Genomic DNA, 25577 nt, shown 5'->3' with positions numbered 1-25577 from the left:
GCCCGGGCCGCCGCCTCCTCGCGGCCCGCGCACGTGCGCCGATCGGCTGACCGGCGCGGCCCGCACCGCGCCGCACCCCGCCGCCACCGGGGCCGTGGGGGACAGTGACCCCATGTCAGAAGCCCCCGCAGGGTCCGGACCGCGCCGCCGCACGGTACTGGCCGCCGCCCTCGCCCCGCTGGCCGCGGCCGGGTGCTCCGGCGGGGAAGCCCCCCGCACCCCGGCGCCCGGCGCGCAGGCCGGGCCCAAGGACGCCCTGATCATGGTGATCCGGCACGCGGAGAAACCGTACGCCGGTGACGTCGGCCGGGACGCAGACGGCGAGGACGACCCCGGCTCGCTGGCCGGCCGCGGCTGGCGCCGCGCCGAGGAGCTCCCGCGCCTGTTCCCGCCGGCCCGCGGCTCCTCGCTGCCCCGCCCCGCGGTGGTCTTCGCGGCCGGCGGGAAACAGGGCGCCCCCGCGCGGTGCCGGCAGACCGTGACGGCGCTGGCCGCCGCGCTGCGCACCCCCGTCCGTACCGAGTTCGCCGTCGGCGCCGAAGCCGCCCTCGCACAGGCCGCGACGGCCGCGGCCATGCCCGTACTCGTCTGCTGGGAGCACACCGGGATCCCCCGCCTGGTCCGCGCCCTCGGCGCCGCCGAGGTCACCGGCACCCCGGCCACCTGGCCCGACCGCCACGACCTCGTCTGGATGTTCACCCGCAGCCGGGGGCAGTGGAGCTTCCGCGAACTGCCGCAGCACCTGCTCCCCGGCGACGCCTGAGCATCACCAGCGGCTCAGTTCGTTCCCCTCGGAGTCCTCGACGATCGTCACGCTGCCGTTCGCCCAGACCACCAGCATGTCCGCGCAGTACTGCACTTCGAACGGTTCATGGGGTGACCGCGTACCGGACCAGGGCCGGTCGCCGTCCGCCGTACCGATGGTGATCACGGTGACCTTCTCGCCCGGCTCCACCCATTCCTCCGAGCCCCAGGGCTCGAGGACCAGCGACAGCCGATTCCGCCCGTCGTTCGTGATCGGAAGCCGCGCGACCGGCGCCGCCTCGGGAATCGGCAGAGCCGGAGCCTGCGCTCCCAGTCGTTTCCGGAACATGCCACCCAGCCTAGGCCTGCCCGGACGCCCCCTCCCGGTCGGTCCCGAGGGCCCGCGCCAGGTACGGAGCGGTGCGGCTGTCCGCCGACCGGGCCACCTGTGACGGAGTACCGGAGGCGACCACCCGGCCGCCCGCCGTGCCGCCGCCCGGGCCCAGGTCGATCACCCAGTCCGCGCCCGCCACCACCTCCATGTCGTGCTCCACGACCACCACCGAGTGCCCGGCGTCCACGAGGCCGTGCAACTGCCGCAGGAGCACCCGTACATCGGCCGGATGCAGCCCGGTCGTCGGCTCGTCCAGCAGGTACAGCGTGTGGTCCCGGCGCAGCCGCTGCAGCTCCGTCGCCAGCTTGATCCGCTGCGCCTCGCCGCCCGACAGCTCGGTGGCCGGCTGCCCCAGCCGCAGGTAGCCCAGCCCGATCTCCTCCAGTGCCCGCAGGCTCCGGGCAGCCGCGGGAACCTCCGCGAAGAAGGCGCCCGCCGACTCCACCGTCAGGCCCAGGACCTCCGCGATGTTCAGCCCCGCGTAGCGGACCTCCAGCGTCTCGGCGTTGTACCGGGCGCCCGCGCACTCGGGGCACGGGGCGTACGTACTCGGCAGGAACAGCAGCTCGACCGAGACGAAGCCCTCGCCCTGGCAGGTCTCGCACCGGCCGCCCGGCACGTTGAAGGAGAACCGGCCCGCCTTCCAGCCGCGCGCCCGCGCCTCCGGTGCCGCCGTGAACAGCTTGCGCACGACGTCGAACAGCCCGGTGTACGTGGCCAGGTTGGACCGCGGGGTCCGGCCGATCGGCTTCTGGTCCACCTCCACGAGCCGCCGTACGGGGAAGTCCGCGTCCGCGAGCCGCTCGCCGACCTCCCGGGCCAGCACCTGCCCCACCAGCGTGGACTTGCCCGACCCCGACACCCCGGTGACGGCCGTGAACACCCCCAGCGGGAACTGCGCCTCCAGGTCCCGCAGGTTGTGCCGGTCCACCCCGGTCAGCCGCACCGTCCCGGTCGCCGGGCGCACGGCCCGCGGCGCACCGGCCGTCTCCCGCGCCGCGAAGAGGTGCCTGGCCGTCGCCGACTCGGCCACACCGGCCAGGTCCTGCGGCGGCCCGCTGTGCAGCACCCGCCCGCCGTGTTCCCCGGCCAGCGGCCCCACGTCCACCAGCCAGTCCGCGTGCCGCACCACGTCGAGGTGGTGTTCCACGACGAAGACCGTGTTCCCGGCCTCCTTCAGCCGGTCCAGTACGCCGAGCAGCGCCTCGGTGTCGGCCGGGTGCAGCCCGGCCGACGGCTCGTCCAGTACGTACACCACGCCGAACAGCCCCGACCGCAACTGTGTGGCCAGCCGCAGCCGCTGCAGCTCGCCGGCGGACAGGGTCGGCGCGGTCCGGTCCAGGCTCAGGTAGCCGAGCCCGAGCTCGGTGACGGGCCCGATCCGGGAGCGCAGGTCCTCGGCGAGCACCCGCGCGGCCTCCCCGTCCAGGGGCGCGGAGGCCAGTACGGCGTCCAGGTCGGTCAGCGCCAGCGCCGCGAGCTCCGCGATGCTCCGCCCCGCGAAGGTGACGGCGAGGGCCTCGGGCCGCAGCCGCCGCCCCTCGCAGGCCGGGCACGGGGAATCGGCGAGGAACTTCTCCGCGCGGGCCCGCAGGGTGGCGCTCCTGCTGTCGGCGAAGGTCCGCATGACGTAGCGGTGGGCGCTCATGTACGTACCCTGGTAAGGGCGTTGGATCCGGTCGGCATCCCGCACCGGGTGCACGGTCACCACCGGCTGGTCCTCGGTGAACAGGATCCACTCGCGGTCCTTCGCCGGCAGCTCCCGCCAGGGCCGGTCCACGTCGTGGCCGAGGGTCTCCAGGATGTCCCGCAGGTTCTTGCCCTGCCAGGCGCCCGGCCATGCGGCAATGGCACCCTGACGGATCGACAGTCCCGGATCGGGGACGAGGAGCTCCTCGCTGGTGCGGTGGATCCGGCCCAGCCCGTGGCAGGAAGGGCAGGCCCCGGCGGCGGTGTTGGGCGAGAAGGCGTCGGAGTCGAGGCGCTCCGCGCCCGGCGGATAGGTCCCGGCCCGCGAGTAGAGCATCCGCAGGGAGTTGGACAGCAGGGTCACCGTCCCGACCGAGGAGCGCGAGCCGGGGGAGGAGCGGCGCTGCTCCAGCGAGACGGCCGGTGGCAGCCCGGTGACGGAATCCACCTTCGGCGCGCCGATCTGGTGGATGAGACGGCGGGCGTACGGGGCCACGGACTCGAAGTAGCGGCGCTGGGCCTCGGCGTAGAGCGTGCCGAAGGCGAGCGAGCTCTTCCCGGACCCGGAGACCCCGGTGAACACGGTCAGCGCGTCGCGCGGAATGTCCACGTCGACGCCGCGCAGATTGTGCTCCCGGGCGCCCCGGACCCGTACGTAGGGGTCGCCGTGGGCCGAAGAGGCAGAGGGCTGGTGCATTCGTCCCAGTTTAGGGCCCTGCCGACGGAGGCCGGGCCCCGGGGCCCGGCTGCCTCAGCAGGATCGCTCGGCGATGGCACCCGACCCGAGGGGTGCTCCAGGTGGTCGGGCGCGGTTCCTCACAGCGGGTCTGCCGGGCCCCGGATTCCGGTGAGGCGGGCCAGGCGGGCGTAGGAGTCCAGGAGGGCCGTGCGGTCGAAGGTGGAGGTGGTGACCAGGAGTTCGTCCGCGCCGGTTCGCTCCGCGACCTCGGCGAGCTGCTCCGCCACCTGGTCCTCCGTGCCGTGGATGTGGCCGGTGAGGGCGCCCTCGTAGAGCTCGCGCTCCTTCGGGGTCATCTCCAGCGCCTCGATCTCCTCGGCGGGGCGCAGCGGCGGGAAACTGCCCCGGGTGCGGGAGTGCGCGAGGGACCAGGCCTCCGGGATCAGGATGCGGCGGGCCTCCTCCGCGGTGGCCGCGACCGCCACCGTGCCCGAGACCACGACGTACGGCTCCGCGCCGTGGGCGGAGGGCCGGAACTCCTCGCGGTACGCCCGGACGATCTCGCTCACCCGGTCGCGGGACCGCAGGTCGCCCACGACCAGCGGCAGCCCCGCCCGGGCGGCGATCCGGGCGCCCTCGCCGGTGGCCAGGACGTAGGCGGGGATGCGCAGCCCCTCGGCGGGGTGGGCGTGCACCTCGGGGTGGGCGCGCTGGGTGCCGTCGAGCCAGCCCAGCAGTTCGGTCAGCTGCTCCTCGAAGCGGTCCGCGTCACCGGTGTCGCGGCCCAGGGCGCGCCGGATGCCGCCCGTGAAGCCGACCGAGCGGCCGAGCCCCATGTCGATCCGGCCGGGGAAGAGCGATTCCAGGACCCCGAACTGCTCCGCGACCACCAGCGGCTGGTGGTTGGGCAGCATGACCCCGCCCGTGCCGACCCGGATGCGGGCGGTCGCTCCGGCGACGGCGGCGGCCAGGACCGTCGGCGCGGAGCCGGCGACACCGGGCACGCTGTGGTGTTCCGACACCCAGAAGCGGTGGTAGCCGAGCTGCTCGGCCGTCCGGGCCAGCTCCACGGTGTCGCGCAGGGCCTGCGGGGCCGGGTGGCCCCGGCGGGTGCGCGACCGGTCGAGTATCGAGAGTTTTCGGATCACACAGGACTCAACGCCGGGCGGCCGCGAGGATTCCCGTACGGCTCTCCTACGCTGGCGCAATGAGCGAGCACACCACCCGGCCGCTGGCCGTCTTCGACCTCGACAACACCCTGGCGGACACCGGTCATCGCCAGCACTTCCTGGAGCGCCGGCCCCGGAACTGGACGGGCTTCTTCGCCGCGGCCCCGGCCGATCCGCCGCTCGCGCGCGGGGTCGCGCTGGCCGTGGAGAGCGCGGCCGACTGCGAGGTGGTGTACCTGACCGGGCGCCCCGAGCGGTGCCGCGCGGACACGCTGGACTGGCTCGCCCGGCACGACCTGCCCGAGGGCCGGCTGTTCATGCGCGGCAACCAGGACCGGCGGCCGGCCCGTACGACCAAGCTGGAGGTGCTGCGGCGGATCTCCCGCGGCCGGGAGGTGCGGATGCTCGTCGACGACGACGAGCTCGTCTGCCGGGCCGCGCGCGCCGCCGGCTTCCGGGTGGTCCTGGCCGACTGGGCGGCGGACGCGCCGGAGCTGGAGACCGCCCAGGAGGTCGACGGCCGTACGTGAACCGGGAGGACCGGGAGGGGGGAAGGCCCGGGGGCCTCAGTCCTCGCCGTCGAGGCGGAAGCCGACCTTGAGCGCCACCTGGTAGTGGGCGATCTCCCCGTTCTCGATGTGCCCGCGTACCTGAACCACCTCGAACCAGTCCAGATTCCGCAGGGTCTGGCCCGCCCGGGCGATTCCGTTGCGGATGGCCTGATCGATGCCCTCGTGGGAGGTGCCGACGATCTCGGTCACCCGGTACGTGTGATTGGACATGGAAGTCTCCCGACAGTGGGTGGCTTTTGCCTGGTTCTACGGTGCCCCAGTAAGTCCGGCTGCGCGAACTTTGGGCGAACAATCCCGAGCGAAAGACCCTTGACCGGCCTATTGGTCTATGCCAATTTCGAGCCATCTGAGATCGAGCCCAGAAGGTGACCCTCTTGAAGATGCGCTTGCTCGCCGTGTGCACCGCCCTCGCGGCGACTGCCGCCCTCACGGGCTGCAGCCAGTCGGCCGACCCGGCCGGAGGGCCGCGAAAGGTCACGCTCTGGCTGATGAAGGGCAGCGCCTCGGAGGACTTCATCGGCAAGTTCACCGCCGCGTTCGAGCAGGAACACCCCGGCACCGACCTGGACGTCAGGATCCAGGAGTGGACGGGCATAGGCGACAAGGTCAACGCCGTCCTCGACGGCACGAGCAAGGAGCGCGCCGACGTCATAGAGGTCGGCAACACCCAGGTCGCCAAGTACATCGAGACCGGCGGCCTCGAGGAGCTCACCCTCGAAGGACTGCGCGAATGGGGCAGCAAGGACTGGCTCAAGGGCCTCGCCGAACCGGGAACCATCAACGGCGCCCAGTACGGGGTCCCCTGGTACGCCGCCAACCGGGTGGTCATCTACCACAAGGACCTCTTCGCCGGCGCCGGCATCAAGACCCCGCCCCGCAACCGCCAGGAGTGGATCCAGGCCACCCAGAAGCTCGACAAGGGCGACCAGCAGGGCATCTACCTCGCGGGCCAGAACTGGTACGTCCTCGCCGGCTTCATCTGGGACGAGGGCGGCGAACTCGCCGTCGAGACCAGCGGCAAGTGGGTCGGCGCCCTCGACGACGACAGGGCGCTGGCCGGCATGGACTTCTACAAGCAGCTCCAGGCCCTCGGCGACGGCCCCGAGGACGCCGACGAGGAGACGCCCCCGCAGTCGCAGGTCTTCGCCCGCGGCGGGGTCGCCCAGATCATCGCCCCGCCCGGCCAGGTCGCCGAGATCGAGGCGGCCAACCCCGCCCTGAAGGGCAAGCTCGGCTTCTTCCCGATCCCCGGGAAGACCTCCGACAGGGCCGGCGCCGTCTTCACCGGCGGCTCCGACCTGATCATCCCGGCGCGGACCGGGCAGCGGAAGGGCGCCGTGGACGTGATCACGGCCCTCGTCAGCGAGAAGTGGCAGACCGAGCTCGCCCGCACGATGAGCTATGTGCCCAACAAGACCACCCTCGCGCACGTCGTCGAGGGCAACGAGGGCGCCGCCGCCATGGCCCCCGGCGCCGCCCAGGGCCGCGCCACCCCGACCTCCGCCCGCTGGGCCGAGGTCGAGGCGAAGAACCCGATCAAGCCCTTCATGACGGCCGTGCTCACCGGGCGCGACGCCAAGCAGGCCGCCCGGGCCGCCTCCGAGGAGATCGGCAAGGTACTCAGCTCCGACCGCTGACGCGGCAATACCCGCCGGGACGGCGGTACCGCCGGGACGGGGGTACCGCCGAGTTCAGCGTCCGCACATCCGAGGGCCGCTGAGCGGTCATGTCGAATCCAGCCGGTCACGGAAGAAGTAAAGGAGCCAGGCCACGCACCTGCGGGCCCGGCCCTCCGTGCCCGGATCAGGAGCCGCCATGACCATCGCACCCCTGTCCCCGTCCCCCCTCACCACCCCGCCGCTGTCCCCGTCGGCCGCACCCTCCACCCGCCTCGCCCCCGCCAGGACCCCGAGCCCGGCGCCCGGCGCGCCGGCCGAGGGCCCGCGCTACGCCGTCCGCCTCGCCCGCGACGAGGACGAGGTGCGCGCCGCCCAGCGGCTGCGCCACCAGGTCTTCGTCGGCGAGCTCGGCGCCCGCCTCGACTCGCCCGAGCCCGGCCTCGACGCCGACGCCTTCGACGCCTACTGCGACCACCTCCTCGTCATCGACGAGGAGGCCGAGCAGGTCGTCGGCACCTACCGGCTGCTGCCCCCGGAGCGCGCCGCCGTCGCGGGCCGCCTCTACTCCGAGGGCGAATTCGACCTCTCGGCCCTCGCCCCCATCCGCCCCGACCTCGTCGAGGTCGGCCGCTCCTGCGTCCACCCCGACCACCGCAACGGCGCCGTCATCGCCCTCATCTGGGCCGGCCTCGCCCACTACATGGACCGCACCGGGCACAACTGGCTCGCCGGCTGCTGCTCGATACCGCTCGCCGACGGCGGGGTCCTGGCCGCCGCCACCCGCGAGACCGCCCTGACCCGCAGCCTCGCCCCCGAGGAGTACCGCGTCACCCCCCACCTCCCCTGGAGCCCCGAGGGCATCACCTTCCCCGACCGCATGGAGCTGCCCCCGCTGCTGCGCGGCTACCTCCGCCTCGGCGCCTGGGTGTGCGGCGAGCCCGCCCTCGACGCCGAGTTCGGCTGCGCCGACCTGTACGTGCTGCTCTCCCTGCGCCGGACCAACCCGCGCTACCTCAAGCACTTCCGCTCGCTCGTCCCGGGCGCATGAGCGTCTGGCTGCCCACCTCGCCCTGCACCCCCGAGGCCTGCGCCGGCCACGAGGGGGACAGCGCGAGCGTCCCGCACGCGGTGCTCAGACTCGCCGCCGCCGTCGCCCTGATCCTGCTGGGGATCCTGGGCGCCCCGCCGGTCCGGCTGCTGCCGGCCGGCCCCCGGCACCGGGTGGTACGGGCCTGGTCCACCGCGCTCGTACGGGCCTTCGGCATACGGATCACCGTGCACGGCAGCCCGGGCCCCGGCGGCGGCCGGCTCCTGGTCGCCAACCACATCTCCTGGCTGGACATCCCGCTCGTCGCCGCCGCCCTGCCCTGCCGGATGCTGGCCAAGAGCGACATCCGGACCTGGCCGGTCCTCGGCCGCCTCGCGGGACGGGCCGGCACCCTGTTCATCGAGCGCGACCGGATCCGCGCCCTGCCCGCCACCGTCGAGGCCATGACCGGCGCCCTGCTGGCCGGCGACCGCGTCACCGTCTTCCCCGAGGGCTCCACCTGGTGCGGGCGCGCCCAGGGCACCTTCCGCAGGGCCGCCTTCCAGGCGGCCCTGGACGCGCGGGTTCCCGTACAGCCCCTGCGGCTCACGTACCTGCTGTGCGACGGGGGTCCGGCCGGAGCGCCCGCCTTCGTCGGGGACGATCCGCTGACGGCCTCGCTGTGGCGGATCGCCCGGGCCCGCGGGGTCCGGGCCGAGGTCAGGCTGCTGCCGCGGATCCCGCCGGGCCGGTACGCGCACCGGCGGGACCTCGCGGCAGCAGCTCAGCGGGCGGTCGTCGGCGCCTGGACCGGCCCCATCGGGACCGGCCCCATCGGGACCGGCCCCATCGGGACCGGCCCCACCGACCCGAACCCGCTACCGGGCATTCCCGCTCAGCCGGCCACCCCGTCGGCGACCGACAAGGACAGCGCGAAGCGGCCCGCCGTGTCCGTCCACCACTGGGTCAGCTCCAGCCCGGCCGCGGCCAGCTCCTTGCGCACGCCCTCCTGACGGAACTTCGCGGAGACCTCCGTCAGGATCTCCTCACCGGCCGCGAACGGCACCACCAGGTCCAGCGCCCGGATCTTCACCACCAGGTCCGACCGCGCCCGCAGCCGCATCTCGATCCACTCCTGCTCCTCGTTCCACACCGCCACGTGCGTGAAGTCGGCCGTGTGGAAGTCCGCCCCCAACTCCCGGTTGATGACCGCCAGCACGTTCTTGTTGAACTCGGCCGTCACCCCCCGCGCATCGTCGTAGGCCGCCACCAGCACGGCCGGGTCCTTCACCAGGTCGGTACCCATCAGCAGCGCGTCCCCGGGCGACAGCATCGCCCGTACGGACGCCAGGAACACCGCCCGCTCCGGCGGCAGCAGGTTCCCGATCGTCCCGCCCAGGAACACCACCAGCCGGGGCCCGGGGGACTGCGGCAGTTGCAGCGCGCGGGTGAAGTCCGCCAGCAGGGCGTGCACCCGCAGCCCCGGATGCTCCGCGATCAGCGTCTCGGCCGCCCCCCGCAGCGCGCTCTCGCTGACGTCCACCGGGACGTAGGTGTCCAGCGCGGGCATCGCCTCGATGAGGTGCCGGGTCTTCTCCGAGGACCCGGAACCCAGCTCCACCAGGGTGCGGGCACCGCTCTCCGTGGCGATCTCCCGCGCCCGCTCCAGCAGGATCTCCCGCTCCGCGCGCGTCGGGTAGTACTCGGACAACCGGGTGATCTCCTCGAAGAGCTCACTGCCCCGTGCGTCGTAGAACCACTTGGGCGGCAGCAGCTTCGGGGTGCGGGTCAGCCCGTGCAGCACGTCCGTCCGCAGCGCCGACTCCGCGGCGTGCTCGTCGAGCGTCCGGGTCAACTGAAAGTCGTTCACGGGGAGTTCTCCTTGAGCGGGGTCAGTTCGACCCGCGTACGGGTGGCGGTCAGCAGGGTCCGGTCGGGCACTTCGCGCCACCGGGTGTCGTCGTCGTACGGCTCGGAGGCCACCACGGTGCGCCGCCGCTCCGGGTCGGCCAGGTACCAGAGCGAATCGCCCCAGGCCGTCGCGGCGATCGCGGCGCCGTCCGTGAGCAGCAGGTTCAGCCGGGAATCCGGCGCGGCCGTGGCCAGCTCCCGCACCGGCTCGGCGAGCGCCGTGCCCAGGTCGTCCCCGGACCGCAGACGGTGCAGGACCAGCGCCCAGATCAGCGCCGAGTCCGTGCGCGCGGCCAGCCGGAGCAGCTCCGCGGCCGACAGGGAGGCCGCGAGCGGTGCGGCGGAGTCCGGCCAGTTCCGCACCGACCCGTTGTGGCTGAACAGCCACGGCCCGTCCGAGAACGGCGCGGCGGCCGCCTCCCCGTCCGCCCCGGGGTTCGTGGCGTCCCGTACGGCGGCCAGTGCGGCCCCGGTCCGGACCACCCGGGCGAGATCGGTGAAGGTCAGGTCGCCCCAGATCGGCCCGGACCGCCGGTAGCGGGCGGGCACCGGGTCGTCCTGCGCGTACCAGCCGATGCCGAAGCCGTCGGCGTTGACCGTCCCGGACACCTGCCGGCGCGGCTCCCAGGACTGGCGCACCAGTGAGTGCTCCGGCTCGCTCAGCAGCTCCCCGAGCGCCACCACCGGGCCCAAGTAGGCCAGATGACGGCACATCAGACGTCCCTCGCGGTCCGGAAGCCGGAGAAGATCTGCCGCCGCACCGGAAGGTCCCAGTTGCGGAAGGTGCCCCGGCAGGCCACCGGGTCCACGGCGAAGGAGCCGCCGCGCAGCACCTTGTGCTCCGGGCCGAAGAACACCTGCGAGTACTCCTTGTACGGGAAGGCGCGGAACCCGGGGTACGGCAGGAAATCGGAGGAGGTCCACTCCCACACGTCGCCGATGAGCTGGCGCACCCCGAGCGGGGAGGCACCGGCCGGGTAGCTGCCCGCGCGCGCCGGACGCAGGTGCCGCTGGCCGAGGTTGGCGTGTGCGGGGGTCGGGTCGGCGTCGCCCCACGGGTAGCGGGTGGAGCGGCCGGTCGCCGGGTCGTGCCGGGCGGCCTTCTCCCACTCCGTCTCCGTGGGCAGCCGCCGCCCCGCCCAGCGGGCGTAGGCGTCCGCCTCGTACCAGCTGACGTGCAGCACCGGCTCCTCCTCCGGCACCGGTTCGACCACCCCGAACCGGCGGCGCAGCCACTGGCCGGCCTCCCGGTGCCAGAACAACGGGGCCTCGATGGAGTGCTCGCGGATCTGCTCCCAGGCCGCCGGCGCCCACCAGCGGGGGTCGCGGTAGCCGCCGTCCGCGATGAAGGCCAGGTACGCGGCGTTCGTCACCGGCACGGTGTCGATCCAGAAGGCCGCGGTGTCCCGGACGTGCGCCGGCCGCTCGTTGTCCAGGGACCACGGCTCGGCCGAGGTGCCCATGGTGAAGGGGCCGCCGGGGACGAGGACTTCGGCGGCGCCCGGTGGATCGTAGGGGGCGTCCGGTTCCGGTGCGGTCAGGACGGGGACCCCGCGGCGCAGCTGATGGGTGATCAGCATGGTTTCGTCGTGCTGCTGTTCGTGCTGGGCGATCATTCCGAAGGCGAAGCCGTCGTCGAGCAGCGTGCTGCCCTCCAGTGGGGTCTTCTCCAGCAGGTCGAAGACCCGGCCGCGCACCTCGGCCGCGTACCGGCGGGCCTCGTCGGGACCGAGCAGCGGCAGCTTGGGCCGCTCGGCGCGCGGGTGCTCGAAGGCGTCGTAGAGCGGGTTGATCTCGGGGCGCATCGATTCGCGTCCGGCGACCCGGCGGAGCAGCCAGAGCTCCTCCTGGTTCCCGATGTGTGCCAGGTCCCAGACCAGTGGGGACATCAGGGGGGAGTGCTGGGCGGTGAGGTCCTCGTCGGTCACGGCGTCGGTGAGGCCGGCGGTCCGTGCGCGTGCCGCGGTCAGGGCGGCGGCCGCCCGCTCCCGCAGGGCGGAGGCGGAGACGGAGTCGGATCCGGAGGCGGATCCGGAGGCGGATCCGGGGTCGGAAGGGGATCCGGTGGGTTCGGTGGGTTCGGTGCGGGCGGTGGTCATCGGCGGGCCTCTTTTCCGGTGAGCACCTCGGTGGACTCGTCGTCGGCCGGACATCGGCCGCGCAGTACGTAGCGTTCGGCGAAGGCGCCGACCACCTCCTGGACGTGCCGGCTCGCGCCCAGCCGGGGCAGGGCCTCGGCGGCGGCCCGGAAACAGGCCTTCGCGGAGGCCCGCAGCTCGGGATCGGCCAGACCGTTGCGAGCCGCCGACCGCCAGAGCGGATTGCGGGGCGCGGGCCGGGTGCCGTAGGTGTCGGCCAGCCCCTTGGCCACCCGGTACGCGGTCTCGGCGGCCTCCGGGTCGTCGAACAGCGCGTGCACGACCGCCACCGGGACCAGCCAGCCGTCGTCACCCGGCTGCGCGTCGATCATCCGCAGTTCCAGGTGGCCGCGCGGCCGGACCGGTGGGAACAGCGTGGTCAGGTGGTAGTCCAGGTCCTCGGCCGTGGGCGCCCGCAGCGCGGGGTGTCCGCCCGTGCGCAGCCAGTCGCGGAAGGTCGTACCGCGCGGGGATTCCCACGGGTCGTCGCCCTCGTACGACCGGACGCACATGACCTCGGTGTCCAGGGCCTGCCGTGTCCACGCGGTCCGGGGATCCACGTCCAGGGGCGGGGCGAGCGCGCGCCGGGAGTCCAGGTCGCTCCAGATGCCCTGGCGGGCACAACGCCAGCCGGCGTACGGGCCCTCGTGCGCGGGGGAGTTGGCGAACGAGGCCACCATGACCGCGCCCAGCAGGTGCGCCAGCCGCCAGCGCCGGCCGTGGCCGAGCACGCCCGGCTCCTCGTACCCGGCGTCCACGCAGACCTGCACGGAGGCGGAGGCGCGCATCATGGCGCGCCCGGCCGGGCCGGTGCGGTCGAAGTAGGCCTCCATCGCGTCGTACCGCGGGCTGTGGAGCAGCCGGCGGTAGGGGAGGCGGGGATCACGGCCGAGGCCGCGCAGGACCAGGCCCTGGCTCAGCAGGGCGGCGCGTACGGCGGTGAGGTCGGCCTGCAGACCGTCCACGCAGCCCGTGAGGGAGGTGGCGGGGGCCGAGCTGAGTTCGAGCTGGCCGCCCGGTTCGACGGTCAGCCGGGAGTTCAGGGGCAGTGCGCGGGCCGCGGTGTGGGCGGCGCGCAGCCGTTCGGGGGGCAGGGGCTGCTCGGGGCGCTCGGCGTCCAGGACCAGCCATTCGAGTTCGGCGCCTATCAGGCGCGGCGGGCCGGTCTTGAAGCAGATGCCGTGGAGGAGCTCCTCTGCCTGCGTCTCGCTGATCGAGGGTGGAGGGATCGGGTCGGGCGCGGGCGGGGGAACGGATGAGTCCTGGGACATGACCGGGTCCTCGTCTCCTGTCGTCGGCCGTGACATCACCCGTGCCTACCCCTCCTCGCGGCACAAATTCCTTTGCCGCCGGGAATCGAACGGTGGAGCATGACGGCGTGAGCAGCAGATTGCGCGAGATCGCGCGGGAGAACGCGCAGATCCTGGCGGCCGGGGGGTACCGGACGCGGTCGGGACGGCAGGTCGAGCTTGCCGCCGCCCTGGCGGAAGCCAAGGCCGGAACCAGGATATATGGACCAAACCGGGTCATTCCAGATGAGCGACTCGTTTCCGGCGGCGGTGTGACGGTCGTCGAGGTCACGGGAGAGAGCAGCACGGTCGCCGCCCGCAGGCTCGCGACCGCCACCGCGGCCGACCCGGATCCCGCTCCCGTGGCGGTCCTGAACTTCGCCTCGGCCCGTAATCCCGGGGGCGGTTACGTCCGCGGGGCCAAGGCCCAGGAGGAAGCGCTGTGCCGCGCGTCGGCGCTGTACGAGACCCTCCTCGAAGCCCCGGAGTACTACGAGATCCACCGCGCGGAACGCAGCACCTTCTACACCGACCGGGTGATTCACTCGCCCGGCGTCCCCGTTTTCCGCGACGACCGGGGCGGGCTGCTGGAGACCCCCTTCCGGGCCGGTTTCCTCACCTCTCCGGCACCGAACGCGGGCACGATCCGGCGGCAGGAACCGGAGCGGGTCGCCGAGATCCCGGGGGCGCTGGCACGGCGCGCGGAGCTCGTGCTGGAGGTTGCGGCCGTGCACGGCTACCGGCGGCTGGTGCTGGGCGCCTGGGGCTGCGGGGTGTTCCGCAACGACCCGGAGCAGGTGGCCGAGGCCTTCCGCGGGCTGCTGGCGGACCGGTTCGCCGGGGTCTTCGAGCGGGTCGTGTTCGGCATCCTCGACCCCGCCCCCGCCACCCGCGAGGCCTTCGCCCGGGCGTTCCCGGCCTGAGGTCCGGCGGGGCCCGGGGGGCCCGGGGGCGGCGCCGGCCGCTCCCGGGGCCGTACGCGCCCTACTGCCAGCCGTAGCGTTCGCGCAGGCGGTCCACGACCAGGCCGAAGCGGCCCCGGTCCAGCGCGCAGGCCTCGCGGCGCATCCCCGACTCGTGCACCCGCAGCACCCGGTCGACGTCCACCCAGGACTCGCGCCCGGCGCTGTCCCACGGGCCCGTCCCGATCGGCACCCACTCCCGGTCGTGGTCGTGCCGCTTGCTCGACAGCTGCACGGCCAGCAGGGTGCGCCCGCCCGCCTCCCGGGCGACGACCAGCACGGGGCGGTCCTTGCCGCGGCCGTCGTTCTCCTCGAATGGCACCCAGGTCCAGACGATCTCGCCGGGGTCGGGATCGCCGTCGGGGTCCGGGGCGTACTCGGTGCGGACCCGGCCGATGGCGCGCGGGTCGGCCTCGGCGGTCGCGGTGTCGCCGTCGCGCCCGGGCTGCTCGGTCCGGCCGTTGCTGTGGTGGGAAAGTGCCGTCATCCGGGCGAGGGTACTGGTTGCGGAGCCCGTGGCGGAGGAGGCGAGCGGGCGACCGCGTCACGGGTCAGTCGGTGACCAGGGCCAGGACGAGGCCGTCGTAGCCCTTGCCGCCGACCGTCTGGAGGGCGGTGGCCGTCAACCGGGGGTGTTCGGCGATGAGTTCCGTGAACCGCCGGACGCCCCGGACGCGCGGGTCGGAACTGTCCGCGTCGACCACGGCGCCGTCGCGGACGACATTGTCGCCGATGATGACGCTGCCGGGCCGGGTCAGTTCGACGGCCCACCGCAGGTACTCGGGGTTGGACGGCTTGTCGGCATCGATGAACACCAGGTCGAACGGTGCCTCGTCGGCGAGGCCCGGCAGCAGGTCGACGGCGCGCCCGCGCCGGATCTCGACGACGGCGTCCAGCCCGGCCCGGGTGATGTTCGCGGCCGCGACGTCGGCGCACCGCGCGTCGACCTCCAGCGTCACCAGCCGGCCGTCGGCGGGGAGCGCGCGGGCCAGCCAGATGGTGCTGTAGCCGCCCAGGGTGCCGATCTCCAGGACGCGGCGGGCGCCGCGGATGCGGGCGAGGAGGTGGAGCAGCTTGCCCTGGTTGGGGGCCACTTGGTGGGCGGGCAGGCCGGCGGCCTCGGAATCGGCGGCCGCGGCGACCAGGGCCGCGTCCTCGTCGACCAGGAGACCGTCGAAGTAGTCGTCGACGGCCGTCCACGTCTGCTGAGCCATGGGTCGCCCTTCTGGATGGTGAGGTGGCGCGGGTTGGTTCCCATTCGGAACTTATATGACGGCGAGGATTTTCAGCAGTGTGTTGAAGTGAGGTGTGGCGCCTGCGCGGCCGGCCCTAACCGGCCGGCCGCAGGGCGGCCCAGTCCTCCGCCGCCTCCACCTGCGCGGCCAGGCCCAGCAGCAGCGGCTCCGAGTGCGCCGGGCCCAGCAGTTGGGCCCCCATCGGCAGGCCGTCGGCCGTGAGGCCCGCCGGGATGTTCACCCCGGGCCACCCCAGAACGTTCCATGTCCAGGCGTACGGGCAGGCGGCGATCATCGCCCGGTCCGTGGCCAGGGCTCCCAGCCCGGCCAGCGCGCCGATCCGCAGCGGCGGCGTGGCCGTCGTCGGGGTCAGCACCACGTCGAAGCGGTGGAAGATCTCACTGACCCGCTGCTGGAGCGCCGTCTCCGCCCGGCGGGAGACCCGCAGGGCGAGCCCGCCCAGGATGCGGGCGGTCCGTACGGCCTCGTGCGTGCGGGGATCCAGCAGCGCCGGATCCGGCACCCGCGCCACCCAGTCCCGTACGCCGCTGGTCGCGCGGGGTACGAAGGTCAGCCCGATCGGGCCGTAGCGGGGGTCCTCCGGGATCACCTCGTGGCCCAGCGACTCCAGCCGCGCGGCCAGCCGCTCCACCGCCGAACGCACCTCCGGATCGAGGGATTTGGGCGTCGCCGTGAAGGCCGTCCCGAAGGAGAGCGCGATCCGCAGCCGGCGGGGCGTACGGCCGGCCGCCTCCACGGCGCGGATGCGCGCCGGGCGGTGCAGGTCCTCGGGATGCGGGCCGCTCGCCGCGTCCAGCAGGAGCGCGGCATCCGCCACGGTGCGCGCCAGGACCCCGTTGACCGTGAGCCCGTGGAAGGACTCCGGCTCCGGCCAGGTGGAGATCCGCCCGCGCTGGGGTTTCACCCCCACCAGGTGCGTCCAGGCCGCGGGAATCCGGACCGATCCGGCCCCGTCGGAACCGAGGGCGGCCGGGACCAGGCCCGCCGCCACGGCGGCCGCCGAGCCGCCCGAGGAACCGCCGGGCGTGTAGGCCCGGTTCCACGGATTGCGGGTCTCGCCGAAGGCCCCGCCCTCGGTGAAGGGCCACTGCCCCAACTCCGGCGTCTGGGTCTTGCCGACGATCACCGCGCCGGCCGCGCGCAGCCTCCGTACCGCCTCGCTGTCGGCGGTCTTCGGGGTGAAGGTCCCCGCGCAGCCGAAGGCGGTCGACTCCCCGGTCACATCCATGTCGTCCTTGACCGCGAGGGGCACCCCCAGCAGCGGAAGCCGCTCGCCCGCGGCCAGCCGCCGGTCCGCCGCCTCCGCCTCGGCGAGCGCGGCCTCGGTCCGTACGCTCCGGAAGGCGTTGAGCTCCGGCTGGGACGCGACGATCCGGCGCAGCGCCTCCTCGGTCAACTGCCGGGACGTGACCGTCCCTTCGGTGAGCGCGCCGACCATGTCCAGCAGGCCGGAGGCCGTCGGGACAGCTGTGTCCGACATCGTGAACCACTCCCCATTACCGATCGGTAGGGAGACCGTAGTGGGGAGTGGTCGCGCAGTTCTAGAGCCAACCCTCCAGGGAGGCCATGAACCCGTCGAAGTCGTCCCGGTGGATGGTGTGTCCGGCCCCCGGGACCGACCGCACCTCGAAGCCGCGGCTCGCCAGCAACTGCGCCCGCTCCTCGGTGATCAGGGTGCTCGGGTCGGCGAGCTGCACGAGCGAGGGGACCGCCGGCGCGGACGGCATCAGGTCGGCGCCGACCAGCGGGGCCAGGCTCAGTGCGGTCTGCTCGTCCCAGACCGCCAGGGTCTCCCGTTCGATGTCGACGTCGATCTCGTCCCAGCGCGGGCTCATCGCCCGCATCTGCTCCCTGGTCGCCGATTTGAACTGCGCGAACAGCTCCGGACCGAATCCCTCGCCGGGGGCGGCCAGGTGCCACGCAGGGTCGGAGTACACCGCCCGGGCCGGGCGCAGCCGGTCCACCGCGAGCGACAGGGTCAGGCCGCCGAGGGAGTGGCCGAGGGCGAGTTCGGCGCCGGCCGGCAGGGTCTCGACCACGTCGTCCGCGTAGAGCGCCGGGCTGTATGCGCCGCGGCCGCTGGCGCCGTGGCCCCGCAGGTCCACGGCGATGACGCGGTAGCCGCGGTCGGCGAGGGCGGGGCCGACCCGGCGCCAGGTCCGGTGGTCGGCCATCATGCCGTGGATCAGGAGGGCGACGCGGTCGCCCTCGCCCCAGGTTCGGGTGTGCAGTCGCACGGTGGTGTTGCCTTTCTTCACGGCTCTTGACGGCGAATTTCGGTCGAAGGTACGGACCAGGAGGTGCGCGTTCGGGTGCGGGTGCGGGTGCGGCGCGGGTGCGGGTCAGCGCACGCTGCGGATCGGCTTCACGGCCAGGGCCCCCGCCACGGCCAGCACGGCCGCGACGACGAACAGCGCGGTGTACCCGCCGCTGATCGAGACGACCAGGGAGGCGATGAAGGGCGCGATGATCTGCGGGCCGGCGTTGGCGATGTTGAGCACGCCCATGTCGCGGGCGGCGTCCTCGGCCTTGGGCAGCACCATCGTCACCAGCGCCGTGTCCACGGCCATGTAGCAGCCGAACGCCAGCCCGTTGACCACGGCGAAGGACAGCATGGCGGTCCAGCTGGTCGACACGGCCGGGATGACGAGCGCGACGGCCGACAGCAGCGCGGAGGCGCCGACGAAGAGCTTGCGGCGGTCGAACCGGTCGGAGAGGTAGCCGCCGAGCACCGTGGAGACGACCATCGCCACGCTGGTCAGCGGCATCAGGACCGCCACCGCGGCCTCCGGCTTCATGCCGTCGGGCAGCGCGGTGTGGTCCTGCAGGACGTAGAGCTGGTAGCCGCTCACGGCGAAGTACCCGAGGACGAGCAGCGCCCGCCCGATGAAGGCCCACCGGAAGTCGTGGTCGCGCAGCGCGCTCGTGAAGGCGGCGAGCTGGGCCTTGACGGGCATCGGGGCGCGGGCCGGGAGCCGCTCCTCGTGGCCGCAGGCGGTGAACAGGACGGCCGCGCCCGCCACGAGCGCGCCGAAGACGAGGTATCCGGTGCGGTAGTCCTCGGCGAAGGCGGCGCCGATCAGGGCGCCGAGGGCGGAGCCGAAGGGCAGGCCGAGGCCCACGGCCGCGGAGGCCTTCCCGCGGGCGTCCAGGGGTACCCGGTCGGGGACCACAGAGGTGATGGCCGCCTGGTAGACGTTCATGACGGCCTGTCCGAGGCACCAGGCGATCGTGATCAGCAGGATCGTGTCGGCGAGGCCGAGCAGGAACATCGCCGGGACGGCGGCGAGTCCACCGCCGAGGATCCAGGGGTTGCGCCGTCCGCTGCGGTCGGACAGGGCGCCGGCGACGGGGTTGAAGACCGTGGCGAAGATCGCCGATACCCCCGCGATCAGGCCGAAGTTCGCGACCTTGGCCGCCGGGTCGATGTCCTCGACCTGGAGGGCCAGCAGGACCCCGGCCACGCCGATGTAGAGGGCGTACATGGCGCTGTTGCCGACGAGCAGCAGGGGCAGCAGGCCGCGCCGTGCGGGGCCGGGCCCGGGGCCGGCCCCAGCCCCGGGGGACGTGCCGGTGGTGGGGGCGGCGGAGCCGGCGTCGGAGGAGGAAAGGGCCACGGTGCCCTCCTGGGCGGATGAGGGTGGACGGGGGAGGTACGGCCTGGTGGAGGCGGTGGTGCAAGCGGTTCGCGGTGGGGCAGGGGTGCGCGCCGCCCCGCCGCGACGGCGGGGGTGCGACGGAGCGCGACGGGGCGGCGGCACGGCGGGGTGCACGGCGTCGACACATCGGCCGAAGGGGGATGTGACACCGTGGTTACACGTGTCAATGACTCGTGTAACCACTGTGTAGCATTCGTTTCCGGCCAACCGCTAGACCTCGTACGCAATCGGTCTGGAAAGATGCCACGGCAATGTCTCAGTCATCGAAATCGCCGCAGCCGCCGACCCCGGCCTCCGGATCGACCACCCCGCCGCCCCCCGTTCCGACGAGCGCCGACGTCGCCCGCCTCGCCGGTGTCTCGCGCGCGACGGTTTCGTACGTCCTGAACAACGCCGAAGCCGTGCGCATCAGCGAACCGACCCGGCGCAAGGTCCGTGAGGCCGCCGAGGAGCTCGGCTACGTCCCGCACGCGGCCGCCCGCAGCCTGCGCGCGGGACACACCAGGATCGTCCTGCTGCCCACCTCACACGTGCCGATCGGGCCGCTCTACAGCACCTTCCTCAACGAACTCCAGTGGGCGCTGCGCCGTCTCGACTACACCGTGGTGCAGTACGGGAGCCTCGGACTCAGCGGGGACGAAGCCGTACGGGCCTGGGCGGAACTGCGCCCGGTGGCGGTCCTGTCCCTCGGCGAGATCTCCCTCTCCGCCCGCAACGTGGCCACCCTCAAGCGGGCCGGGGCCCGCGCGGTGATCACCATGGGGCCGGTCGGCGTGCCCGGGGCGCACGCGCTCGTCATGGACCAGCAGGAGGTCGGCGTCCGGGCCGCCGCCCACCTCGTCGAGCGCGGACGCGGGCGGATCGGTGTGGTCGTCCCGGAGGAGGAGGGCTTGGAGCTGTTCTCCGTACCCCGGCTCAATGGCGCCCGTTCGGTGGAGGGCGCCGAGGTCTCGGCCCTCCCGATGGCCTACTCCGAGGAGTCGGCCGCAGCCCTCGCGGCCCGCTGGCGCGGGCTCGGGCTGGACGCCGCCTTCGCGTACAACGACGAGTACGCGATGCTGCTGATGCGGGCCCTCCAGGACGAGGGGCTCCGCGTCCCCGAGGACGTGGCCGTCGTCGGCGCCGACGACCTGCTCATCGGGCGGCTGCTGCGGCCGAGGCTGAGCACGGTGCGCCTGGAGATGCCGACCGGCGCCCATCTGGCCTCGCTGGTGGACCACGCGGTGCGCGAGCCGTCCGAGGTCACCGAGCGGCACGACCTGATGGCGGCCGCCGCCATTCCCCGGGAGTCGACCTGACGGTGCCCGCGCCCCGGCCCCGGCCGACGGTGCCGCGCCCAGACTGACGGTGCCCGCGCCCGACCACGACGGTGCCCGCGCCCGACCACGACGGTGCCCGCGCCCGGGCCGTGCCGGTCGGGAGCCCGTCGGCCCCGGGCCGCACCGGGGAGCCGTTGACAGGCGGTGACGTGCGGACGGAGACTTCGGGCGCGCCCCACCGGGCGTGCCCGGCGGCGTGCCCCGGTGCCCACACCGGCACCGATGCGCCGCCGCCCGTACGGATCCGCCCAGGAGAGCCCCCATGAGCATCCGCACCGTCCGCGACGTGTACGTCGTCGACGCCGTCCGCACCCCGATCGGCAAGTTCGGCGGCGCCCTCGCCGGGGTCCGGCCGGACGACCTGGCCGCGCACGTCGTGCGCGCGCTCGTGGAGCGCACGCCCGACCTCGATCCGGCCCGTATCGACGACGTCGTCTTCGGTGACGCCAACGGCGCGGGCGAGGACAACCGGGACGTGGCCCGCATGGCGGTCCTGCTGGCGGGGCTGCCCGTGAGCGTCCCGGGGGTCACCGTCAACCGGCTGTGCGGGTCCGGGCTCGAAGCCGTGGTCCAGGCCGCCCGCGCCATCGCACTGGGCGACGCCTCCGTGGCGATCGCGGGCGGGGTCGAGTCGATGAGCCGCGCCCCCTGGGTCGTGCAGAAGCCGGAACGGGCCTTCCCGGCCGGCCACCAGCAGATGTGGTCCACCACCCTGGGGTGGCGGATGACCAACCCGCGGATGCCCGAGGAGTGGACCGGCTCGCTCGGCGAGGGCGCCGAACTCGTCGCCGACAAGCACGGCATCACCCGTGAGGCACAGGACGCCTTCGCCCTGGAGAGCCACCGCAAGGCGGCGGCCGCCTGGTCCGCCGGCCTGTACGACAACGAGGTCGTCCCGTACCCCGGCGTGGACCTGGTGCGCGACGAGTGCATTCGGGAGGGTTCCACGCCCGAGGCGCTGGCCAGGCTGAAGCCGGCCTTCCGCTCGGACGGCACCGGGACGGTCACCGCCGGCAACGCCTCCCCGCTCAACGACGGTGCCGCCGCTCTGCTGTTGACCGACGAGGAGGGCCTGGCGGCCACCGGCCGGGAGCCGCTCGCCCGGATCAGCGCCTCCGCCGTCACCGGGATCGAGCCCCAGCTCTTCGGCCTCGGACCGGTGGACGCCGTCGGCCGGGCGCTCGCCAAGTCCGGCCGCGGGCTCGCCGATCTCGCCGCCTTCGAACTCAACGAGGCTTTCGCGGCGCAGGCGTTGGGGTGCCTCGCGGCCTGGCCCGAGCTCGACCCGGCCGTGGTCAACCCGCGCGGCGGCGCCATCGCCATCGGGCATCCCCTCGGCGCCTCCGGCGCCCGGCTGGCCGGCTCGGTCGCGCACCAGCTGGCGGCGGCGGGTTCCGGCACCGGTATGGCGGCGCTGTGCATCGGGGTCGGGCAGGGCATCGCGCTCGTCCTGGAGCGCTGACCCCGACGCGCCCCACCCGCCCCACCTGGGGGTCGATCGTTTCCGGTCAGCGGCCGTTCTCAACTGCCCAATAACTGAACAGAAGTGGAGCCTCCGGTCTGGCACGATGGCGCGTGCTGCCGCCCCCCGCCACCCCGCCCATCCCCACCCGGAGGCCCCGCGCCATGCCGCTCCTCGACCCGACGCTCTGGCAGGACGGACCCACCCTCACCGGCGGCGCCGCCCCGGTCGTCGAACCCGCCACCGGCCGCACCCTCGCCACCATCGACCTCGCGGCGCCCGCCGATGTCGCGGAGGCCGCCGTACGGGCCCGCGCGGCGCAGCGGGACTGGGCGCGCGCCACCCACCCGGAGCGGGCGGCCGTGCTGCGCCGCGCCGGGGACCTGTTCACCGCCCACGCCGACGAGCTGCGCGATTGGCTGGTCCGCGAGTCCGGCTCGATACCCGGCAAGGCCGACTTCGAGCTGCACGTCGCCGCGCAGGAGTGCTACGAGGCGGCCGCGCTGGCCTCCCGCCCCACCGGGCAGGTGCTGCCGAGCGAAGCGCCCCGGCTGTCCTTCACCCGCCGGGTGCCGGCCGGAGTGGTCGGGGTCGTGGCCCCCTTCAACGCCCCACTGATCCTGTCCATCCGCTCGGTCGCGCCCGCGCTGGCCCTCGGCAACGCGGTGCTGCTCAAGCCCGACCGGCGCACCGCCGTCTGCGGCGGCCTCGCCCTCGCCGCGGTCCTCGCGGCGGCCGGACTGCCGTGCGGGCTGTTGCAGGTCCTGCCCGGCGGCGCCGGGACGGGCGCCGCCGTGGTCGCCGACCCGCGGGTCCGGGTGGTGTCCTTCACCGGATCCACCGCGGCCGGCCGGTCCGTCGGTGAACTGGCGGGCCGTCACCTCAAGCGGGTGCACCTGGAGTTGGGTGGCAACTCGGCGCTCGTCGTGCTCAGCGACGCCGACATCGAGTCCGCCGTCGCCCAGGCCTCCTGGGGCTCCTTCTTCCACCAGGGCCAGATCTGCATGACGGCCGGGCGCCACCTCGTCCACGCCTCCCTCTACGACGAGTACGTCGAGCGGCTCGCCGTACGGGCCGAGGAGCTCGCCGTGGGGGACCCGTACCGCGAGCAGGTCCACCTGGGCCCGCTGATCGACCGCGCCCAGCTGGAGCGCGTACACGCCCTGGTGGAGGCCAGCACCGAGCGGGGTGCCAAGCTCGTCGCCGGCGGCACGCACCGGGACCTCTTCTACCGGCCGACCGTCCTGGCGGGCGTCACCGACGACACCCCCGCGTACACCGAGGAGGTCTTCGGCCCCGTCGCGCCCGTACGGTCCTTCGCGACGGAGGAGGAGGCGGTCGCACTGGCCTCGGCGGGCCCGTACGGCCTCTCCCTAGGGATCGTGACCCGGGACGCGGCGCGCGGGCTCGACCTGGCCGAGCGGATCCCGACCGGGATCGCGCACGTCAACGACCAGACGGTCAATGACGAGGCCGTCGCCCCGTTCGGCGGAGTCGGCGCCTCCGGCACCGGCGCCCGCTTCGGCGGCGAGGCGAACCTGGACGCCTTCACCGAGCTGCGCTGGACCACGGCCCGCAGCACCCCGGCCGCACACCCGTTCTAGGGAGTGTCCTGCCCGTCCCCCTCCGGGGCGGAATGCACGGGACAGGTCGTTCGTTCAAGGAGCAGACGGCTCAATCAGGAGGTCTGGAAACCGTGGCTACAGTCGAGCTCACCAAGGAAAACTTCGACCAGACGGTCAGCGAGAACCCGTTCGTGCTGATCGACTTCTGGGCGGGCTGGTGCCGGCCGTGCCTGCAGTTCGCCCCGGTCTACGAGCGGGCCTCCGAGGCGCACCCGGACCTCGTGTTCGCCAAGGTGGACACCGAGGCGCAGCAGGAGCTGGCCGGGGCCTTCCAGATCACCTCGATCCCGACGCTGATGATCGTCCGGGACCAGGTGGCGATCTTCGCGCAGCCCGGCGCACTGCCGGAGGCGGCGCTGACGGACCTCATCCGGCAGGCACGTGATCTCGACATGGACGAGGTCCACGCCAAGATCGCCGCGGAGCAGAAGGGCGCCGAGGGCACCGGAGGAGCCGGAGGAGCCAGTACGGAGGCTCCCGGCACGCCGGAGGCCTGAGGATCCGCCGCAGCGGCGGGCCGACGGAGACACTGGTCCGTATGACTGAAGCGGTGGAGTACGACGTAGTGGTCCTCGGCGGGGGCCCGGCCGGCGAGAACATCGTCGACCGGACCCGTGCCGCCGGACTGAGCACGGCGCTCGTCGAGAGCGAACTGGTGGGCGGCGAGTGCTCGTACTGGGCCTGCGTCCCGAGCAAGGCGCTGCTGCGCCCGGCCCTGGCCCGGGCCGACGCCCGCCGGGTGCCCGGGCTGGCCGGGGCCGTCCAGGGCCCCCTGGATGCGGCCGCGGTGTTCGCGCACCGCGACTACTGGACCGGTGACTGGAAGGACCAGGGGCAGATCGACTGGATCGAGTCCACCGGGGCCCACCTGTACCGGGGCCACGGCCGGCTCTACGGCGTCCGTAAGGTCGCCGTCACCAGTTTCGAGGGCGAGCACCACATCCTGTCCGCCCGGCACGCGGTGGTCGTCGCCACCGGCAGCCGGGCCGTGATCCCCGACCTGCCCGGTATCGCCGGGGCCCGCCCCTGGACCAGCCGCGAGGCGACCTCCGCGAAGGAGGTCCCGGGGCGGCTGCTGATCGTGGGCGGCTCGGTCGTGGCCGTCGAGATGGCCACCGCCTGGCAGGCCCTCGGCTCGCAGGTCACCGTCCTGGCGCGCGATTCCGGGCTGCTGCCGCGGATGGAGCCCTTCGCGGGGGAGCTGGTGGCGGACGCGCTGCGCGAGGCCGGGGCGGAGGTCCGTATCGGGGTGTCCGTCGAGGCGGTCGTACGGGACGGCTCGACCGGGCCCGTCCGCGTGGTCCTGGAGGGCGGCGAGACGCTGGAGGGCGACGAGCTGCTGATGGCGACGGGCCGCGCGCCCCGGACCGAGGACATCGGCCTGGACACCGTCGGGCTCCCGGCCGGGAAGTGGATCGATGTCGACGACACCTGCCGCGTGCCCGCGCACGACTGGCTTTACGCCGTCGGGGACGTCAACCACCGCGCGCTCCTCACCCACCAGGGCAAGTACCAGGCGCGTGTCGTCGGAGCCGTGATCGCCGCCCGCGCGGCCGGCACCCCGCTGGACACCGAGCCCTGGGGCGAGCACACCCCGACCGCCGACGTCCGCGCCCTCCCGCAGGCGGTCTTCACCGATCCGGAGGCCGCGGCCGCGGGCCTGACCCTGGCCGAGGCCGAACGGGCCGGGTACCGGGTGCGGGCGGTCGACTACGACATGTCCAAGGTCTCCGGTGCCGGGCTGTACGCCGACGGCTACCGGGGGCGGGCGCGGATGATCGTCGACCTCGACCGCGAGGTGCTCCTGGGAGTCACCTTCGTCGGACCGGGGGCCGCCGAGATGATCCACGCGGCCACCATCGCGGTCGCCGGAGAGGTCCCGATCCGGCGCCTGTGGCACGCGGTGCCGTCCTTCCCGACCATCAGCGAGATCTGGCTGCGGCTGCTGGAGACCTACCGGGGGTGAGGACCGCCCCGAGGGGCGCACGAGGACACGGCCCGGCTGCGCCCCACGGCGCGGCCGGGCCGTGTCGTTGCCGGCCGCCGCCCGTACCGGCGCGCGT

24 protein-coding genes are annotated in these 25577 nt (G+C 74.0%); 11 read left to right on the top strand and 13 right to left on the bottom strand.

All coding sequences use genetic code 11. The features are described from left to right. Positions 1–112 precede the first annotated feature (112 nt). A complete protein-coding gene (locus B6R96_RS37940; RefSeq protein ID WP_081521773.1) occupies positions 113–763 on the top strand; it encodes a histidine phosphatase family protein in 651 nt (216 codons plus the stop codon). A gap of 3 nt (positions 764–766) precedes the next feature. Here the strand turns inward: B6R96_RS37940 and B6R96_RS05255 are convergent, their stop codons facing one another. From B6R96_RS05255 to B6R96_RS05245, 3 genes are all read right to left on the bottom strand, one after another. Further along, entirely contained in the window at positions 767–1093 is a 327-nt protein-coding gene (locus B6R96_RS05255; RefSeq protein WP_081521772.1) for a hypothetical protein, read from the bottom strand. A 10-nt stretch (positions 1094–1103) separates the two neighbouring features. Next, positions 1104–3524 carry an excinuclease ABC subunit UvrA gene (locus tag B6R96_RS05250; RefSeq protein ID WP_081521771.1) on the bottom strand — a complete coding sequence of 807 codons (2421 nt, stop codon included), beginning with the start codon at positions 3522–3524 and terminating at the stop codon, positions 1104–1106. 119 nt (positions 3525–3643) lie between these two features. Then, positions 3644–4654, bottom strand: coding sequence for an LLM class flavin-dependent oxidoreductase (locus tag B6R96_RS05245; protein ID WP_081521770.1), 1011 nt, complete (start codon positions 4652–4654; stop codon positions 3644–3646). 59 nt (positions 4655–4713) lie between these two features. Between B6R96_RS05245 and B6R96_RS05240 the strand changes: the two genes are divergently transcribed. Beyond that, positions 4714–5205 carry a phosphatase domain-containing protein gene (locus B6R96_RS05240; RefSeq protein WP_081521769.1) on the top strand — a complete coding sequence of 164 codons (492 nt, stop codon included), beginning with the start codon at positions 4714–4716 and terminating at the stop codon, positions 5203–5205. Between the two features lie 36 nt (positions 5206–5241). Here the strand turns inward: B6R96_RS05240 and B6R96_RS05235 are convergent, their stop codons facing one another. Beyond that, positions 5242–5457, bottom strand: coding sequence for a dodecin (locus B6R96_RS05235; protein WP_030387528.1), 216 nt, complete (start codon positions 5455–5457; stop codon positions 5242–5244). 164 nt (positions 5458–5621) lie between these two features. Here B6R96_RS05235 and B6R96_RS05230 point away from each other — a divergent pair, with 164 nt between their 5' ends. The 3 genes from B6R96_RS05230 to B6R96_RS05220 all read left to right on the top strand — a co-directional run bounded on the left by B6R96_RS05230 (position 5622) and on the right by B6R96_RS05220 (position 8906). Next, positions 5622–6884 carry an extracellular solute-binding protein gene (locus B6R96_RS05230; RefSeq protein WP_081524987.1) on the top strand — a complete coding sequence of 421 codons (1263 nt, stop codon included), beginning with the start codon at positions 5622–5624 and terminating at the stop codon, positions 6882–6884. A 178-nt stretch (positions 6885–7062) separates the two neighbouring features. Beyond that, positions 7063–7914, top strand: a complete 852-nt coding sequence (locus B6R96_RS05225; protein ID WP_037860513.1) for a GNAT family N-acetyltransferase — start codon at positions 7063–7065, stop codon at positions 7912–7914. Next, positions 7911–8906 carry a lysophospholipid acyltransferase family protein gene (locus tag B6R96_RS05220; RefSeq protein ID WP_159396286.1) on the top strand — a complete coding sequence of 332 codons (996 nt, stop codon included), beginning with the start codon at positions 7911–7913 and terminating at the stop codon, positions 8904–8906. Before B6R96_RS05225 ends, B6R96_RS05220 begins: the two co-directional genes overlap by 4 nt. Here the strand turns inward: B6R96_RS05220 and egtD are convergent. From egtD to egtA, 4 genes are read right to left on the bottom strand one after another with little or no spacing between them, the layout of a single operon-like run. Further along, positions 8789–9763 (bottom strand): L-histidine N(alpha)-methyltransferase, encoded by a 975-nt coding sequence (egtD, locus tag B6R96_RS05215; protein WP_081521768.1) that lies wholly within the window; start codon positions 9761–9763, stop codon positions 8789–8791. The genes B6R96_RS05220 and egtD overlap by 118 nt on opposite strands. Continuing rightward, positions 9760–10518: an ergothioneine biosynthesis protein EgtC gene (gene egtC / locus B6R96_RS05210; protein WP_081521767.1), complete on the bottom strand. Its 759-nt coding sequence runs from the start codon at positions 10516–10518 to the stop codon at positions 9760–9762. Before egtC ends, egtD begins: the two co-directional genes overlap by 4 nt. Then, positions 10518–11903 (bottom strand): ergothioneine biosynthesis protein EgtB, encoded by a 1386-nt coding sequence (gene egtB, locus B6R96_RS05205; protein ID WP_081521766.1) that lies wholly within the window; start codon positions 11901–11903, stop codon positions 10518–10520. Before egtB ends, egtC begins: the two co-directional genes overlap by 1 nt. After that, positions 11900–13213 (bottom strand): ergothioneine biosynthesis glutamate--cysteine ligase EgtA, encoded by a 1314-nt coding sequence (egtA, locus tag B6R96_RS05200; protein ID WP_081521765.1) that lies wholly within the window; start codon positions 13211–13213, stop codon positions 11900–11902. Before egtA ends, egtB begins: the two co-directional genes overlap by 4 nt. Positions 13214–13320: 107 nt before the next feature. Between egtA and B6R96_RS05195 the strand changes: the two genes are divergently transcribed. Further along, a complete protein-coding gene (locus B6R96_RS05195) occupies positions 13321–14154 on the top strand; it encodes a TIGR02452 family protein (protein WP_081524986.1) in 834 nt (277 codons plus the stop codon). 61 nt (positions 14155–14215) lie between these two features. Here B6R96_RS05195 and B6R96_RS05190 read toward each other — a convergent pair whose 3' ends face one another. From B6R96_RS05190 to B6R96_RS05170, 5 genes are all read right to left on the bottom strand, one after another. Beyond that, positions 14216–14680, bottom strand: a complete 465-nt coding sequence (locus tag B6R96_RS05190; protein WP_081521764.1) for a type II toxin-antitoxin system PemK/MazF family toxin — start codon at positions 14678–14680, stop codon at positions 14216–14218. Positions 14681–14744: 64 nt separating this feature from the next. Continuing rightward, complete coding sequence (locus B6R96_RS05185; RefSeq protein ID WP_081521763.1) at positions 14745–15407, bottom strand: O-methyltransferase; 663 nt, start codon at positions 15405–15407, stop codon at positions 14745–14747. A gap of 115 nt (positions 15408–15522) precedes the next feature. Further along, positions 15523–16929 carry an amidase gene (locus B6R96_RS05180; protein ID WP_081521762.1) on the bottom strand — a complete coding sequence of 469 codons (1407 nt, stop codon included), beginning with the start codon at positions 16927–16929 and terminating at the stop codon, positions 15523–15525. A gap of 61 nt (positions 16930–16990) precedes the next feature. Beyond that, positions 16991–17686, bottom strand: coding sequence for an alpha/beta fold hydrolase (locus tag B6R96_RS05175; RefSeq protein WP_081524985.1), 696 nt, complete (start codon positions 17684–17686; stop codon positions 16991–16993). Positions 17687–17791: 105 nt separating this feature from the next. Then, a complete protein-coding gene (locus B6R96_RS05170; protein ID WP_081521761.1) occupies positions 17792–19066 on the bottom strand; it encodes an MFS transporter in 1275 nt (424 codons plus the stop codon). 293 nt (positions 19067–19359) lie between these two features. On the opposite strand from B6R96_RS05170, the gene B6R96_RS05165 reads away from it, so the two are divergent. The 5 genes from B6R96_RS05165 (at position 19360) to B6R96_RS05145 (ending at position 25480) form a co-directional block, all read left to right on the top strand. Next, complete coding sequence (locus tag B6R96_RS05165) at positions 19360–20406, top strand: LacI family DNA-binding transcriptional regulator (RefSeq protein ID WP_081521760.1); 1047 nt, start codon at positions 19360–19362, stop codon at positions 20404–20406. A 283-nt stretch (positions 20407–20689) separates the two neighbouring features. After that, a complete protein-coding gene (locus tag B6R96_RS05160) occupies positions 20690–21889 on the top strand; it encodes a thiolase family protein (protein ID WP_030387513.1) in 1200 nt (399 codons plus the stop codon). Between the two features lie 164 nt (positions 21890–22053). After that, positions 22054–23493 (top strand): aldehyde dehydrogenase family protein, encoded by a 1440-nt coding sequence (locus B6R96_RS05155; protein WP_081521759.1) that lies wholly within the window; start codon positions 22054–22056, stop codon positions 23491–23493. A gap of 92 nt (positions 23494–23585) precedes the next feature. Beyond that, positions 23586–24011, top strand: a complete 426-nt coding sequence (locus B6R96_RS05150; RefSeq protein WP_081521758.1) for a thioredoxin family protein — start codon at positions 23586–23588, stop codon at positions 24009–24011. Positions 24012–24052: 41 nt separating this feature from the next. Next, positions 24053–25480, top strand: a complete 1428-nt coding sequence (locus tag B6R96_RS05145; RefSeq protein ID WP_081521757.1) for a dihydrolipoyl dehydrogenase family protein — start codon at positions 24053–24055, stop codon at positions 25478–25480. Positions 25481–25577: the final 97 nt, after the last annotated feature.

Source organism: Streptomyces sp. Sge12, from assembly GCF_002080455.1.
Classification (GTDB): domain Bacteria; phylum Actinomycetota; class Actinomycetes; order Streptomycetales; family Streptomycetaceae; genus Streptomyces.
This window is presented reverse-complemented; position numbering and strand designations above follow the sequence as displayed.

Excerpts from the sequence above, each read along its gene's own strand:
- B6R96_RS05180 (WP_081521762.1), bottom strand. The coding sequence starts at position 16,929 with ATGTCGGACACAGCTGTCCCGACGGCCTCCGGCCTGCTGGACATGGTC.
- B6R96_RS05165 (WP_081521760.1), top strand. The coding sequence starts at position 19,360 with ATGTCTCAGTCATCGAAATCGCCGCAGCCGCCGACCCCGGCCTCCGGA.
- egtA (WP_081521765.1), bottom strand. The coding sequence starts at position 13,213 with ATGTCCCAGGACTCATCCGTTCCCCCGCCCGCGCCCGACCCGATCCCT.
- B6R96_RS05240 (WP_081521769.1), top strand. The coding sequence starts at position 4,714 with ATGAGCGAGCACACCACCCGGCCGCTGGCCGTCTTCGACCTCGACAAC.
- B6R96_RS05185 (WP_081521763.1), bottom strand. The coding sequence starts at position 15,407 with ATGGCTCAGCAGACGTGGACGGCCGTCGACGACTACTTCGACGGTCTC.
- B6R96_RS05235 (WP_030387528.1), bottom strand. The coding sequence starts at position 5,457 with ATGTCCAATCACACGTACCGGGTGACCGAGATCGTCGGCACCTCCCAC.
- B6R96_RS05145 (WP_081521757.1), top strand. The coding sequence starts at position 24,053 with ATGACTGAAGCGGTGGAGTACGACGTAGTGGTCCTCGGCGGGGGCCCG.
- B6R96_RS05220 (WP_159396286.1), top strand. The coding sequence starts at position 7,911 with ATGAGCGTCTGGCTGCCCACCTCGCCCTGCACCCCCGAGGCCTGCGCC.
- B6R96_RS05190 (WP_081521764.1), bottom strand. The coding sequence starts at position 14,680 with ATGACGGCACTTTCCCACCACAGCAACGGCCGGACCGAGCAGCCCGGG.
- B6R96_RS05225 (WP_037860513.1), top strand. The coding sequence starts at position 7,063 with ATGACCATCGCACCCCTGTCCCCGTCCCCCCTCACCACCCCGCCGCTG.
- B6R96_RS37940 (WP_081521773.1), top strand. The coding sequence starts at position 113 with ATGTCAGAAGCCCCCGCAGGGTCCGGACCGCGCCGCCGCACGGTACTG.
- B6R96_RS05155 (WP_081521759.1), top strand. The coding sequence starts at position 22,054 with ATGCCGCTCCTCGACCCGACGCTCTGGCAGGACGGACCCACCCTCACC.
- B6R96_RS05255 (WP_081521772.1), bottom strand. The coding sequence starts at position 1,093 with ATGTTCCGGAAACGACTGGGAGCGCAGGCTCCGGCTCTGCCGATTCCC.
- B6R96_RS05250 (WP_081521771.1), bottom strand. The coding sequence starts at position 3,524 with ATGCACCAGCCCTCTGCCTCTTCGGCCCACGGCGACCCCTACGTACGG.
- egtC (WP_081521767.1), bottom strand. The coding sequence starts at position 10,518 with ATGTGCCGTCATCTGGCCTACTTGGGCCCGGTGGTGGCGCTCGGGGAG.
- egtB (WP_081521766.1), bottom strand. The coding sequence starts at position 11,903 with ATGACCACCGCCCGCACCGAACCCACCGAACCCACCGGATCCCCTTCC.
- B6R96_RS05160 (WP_030387513.1), top strand. The coding sequence starts at position 20,690 with ATGAGCATCCGCACCGTCCGCGACGTGTACGTCGTCGACGCCGTCCGC.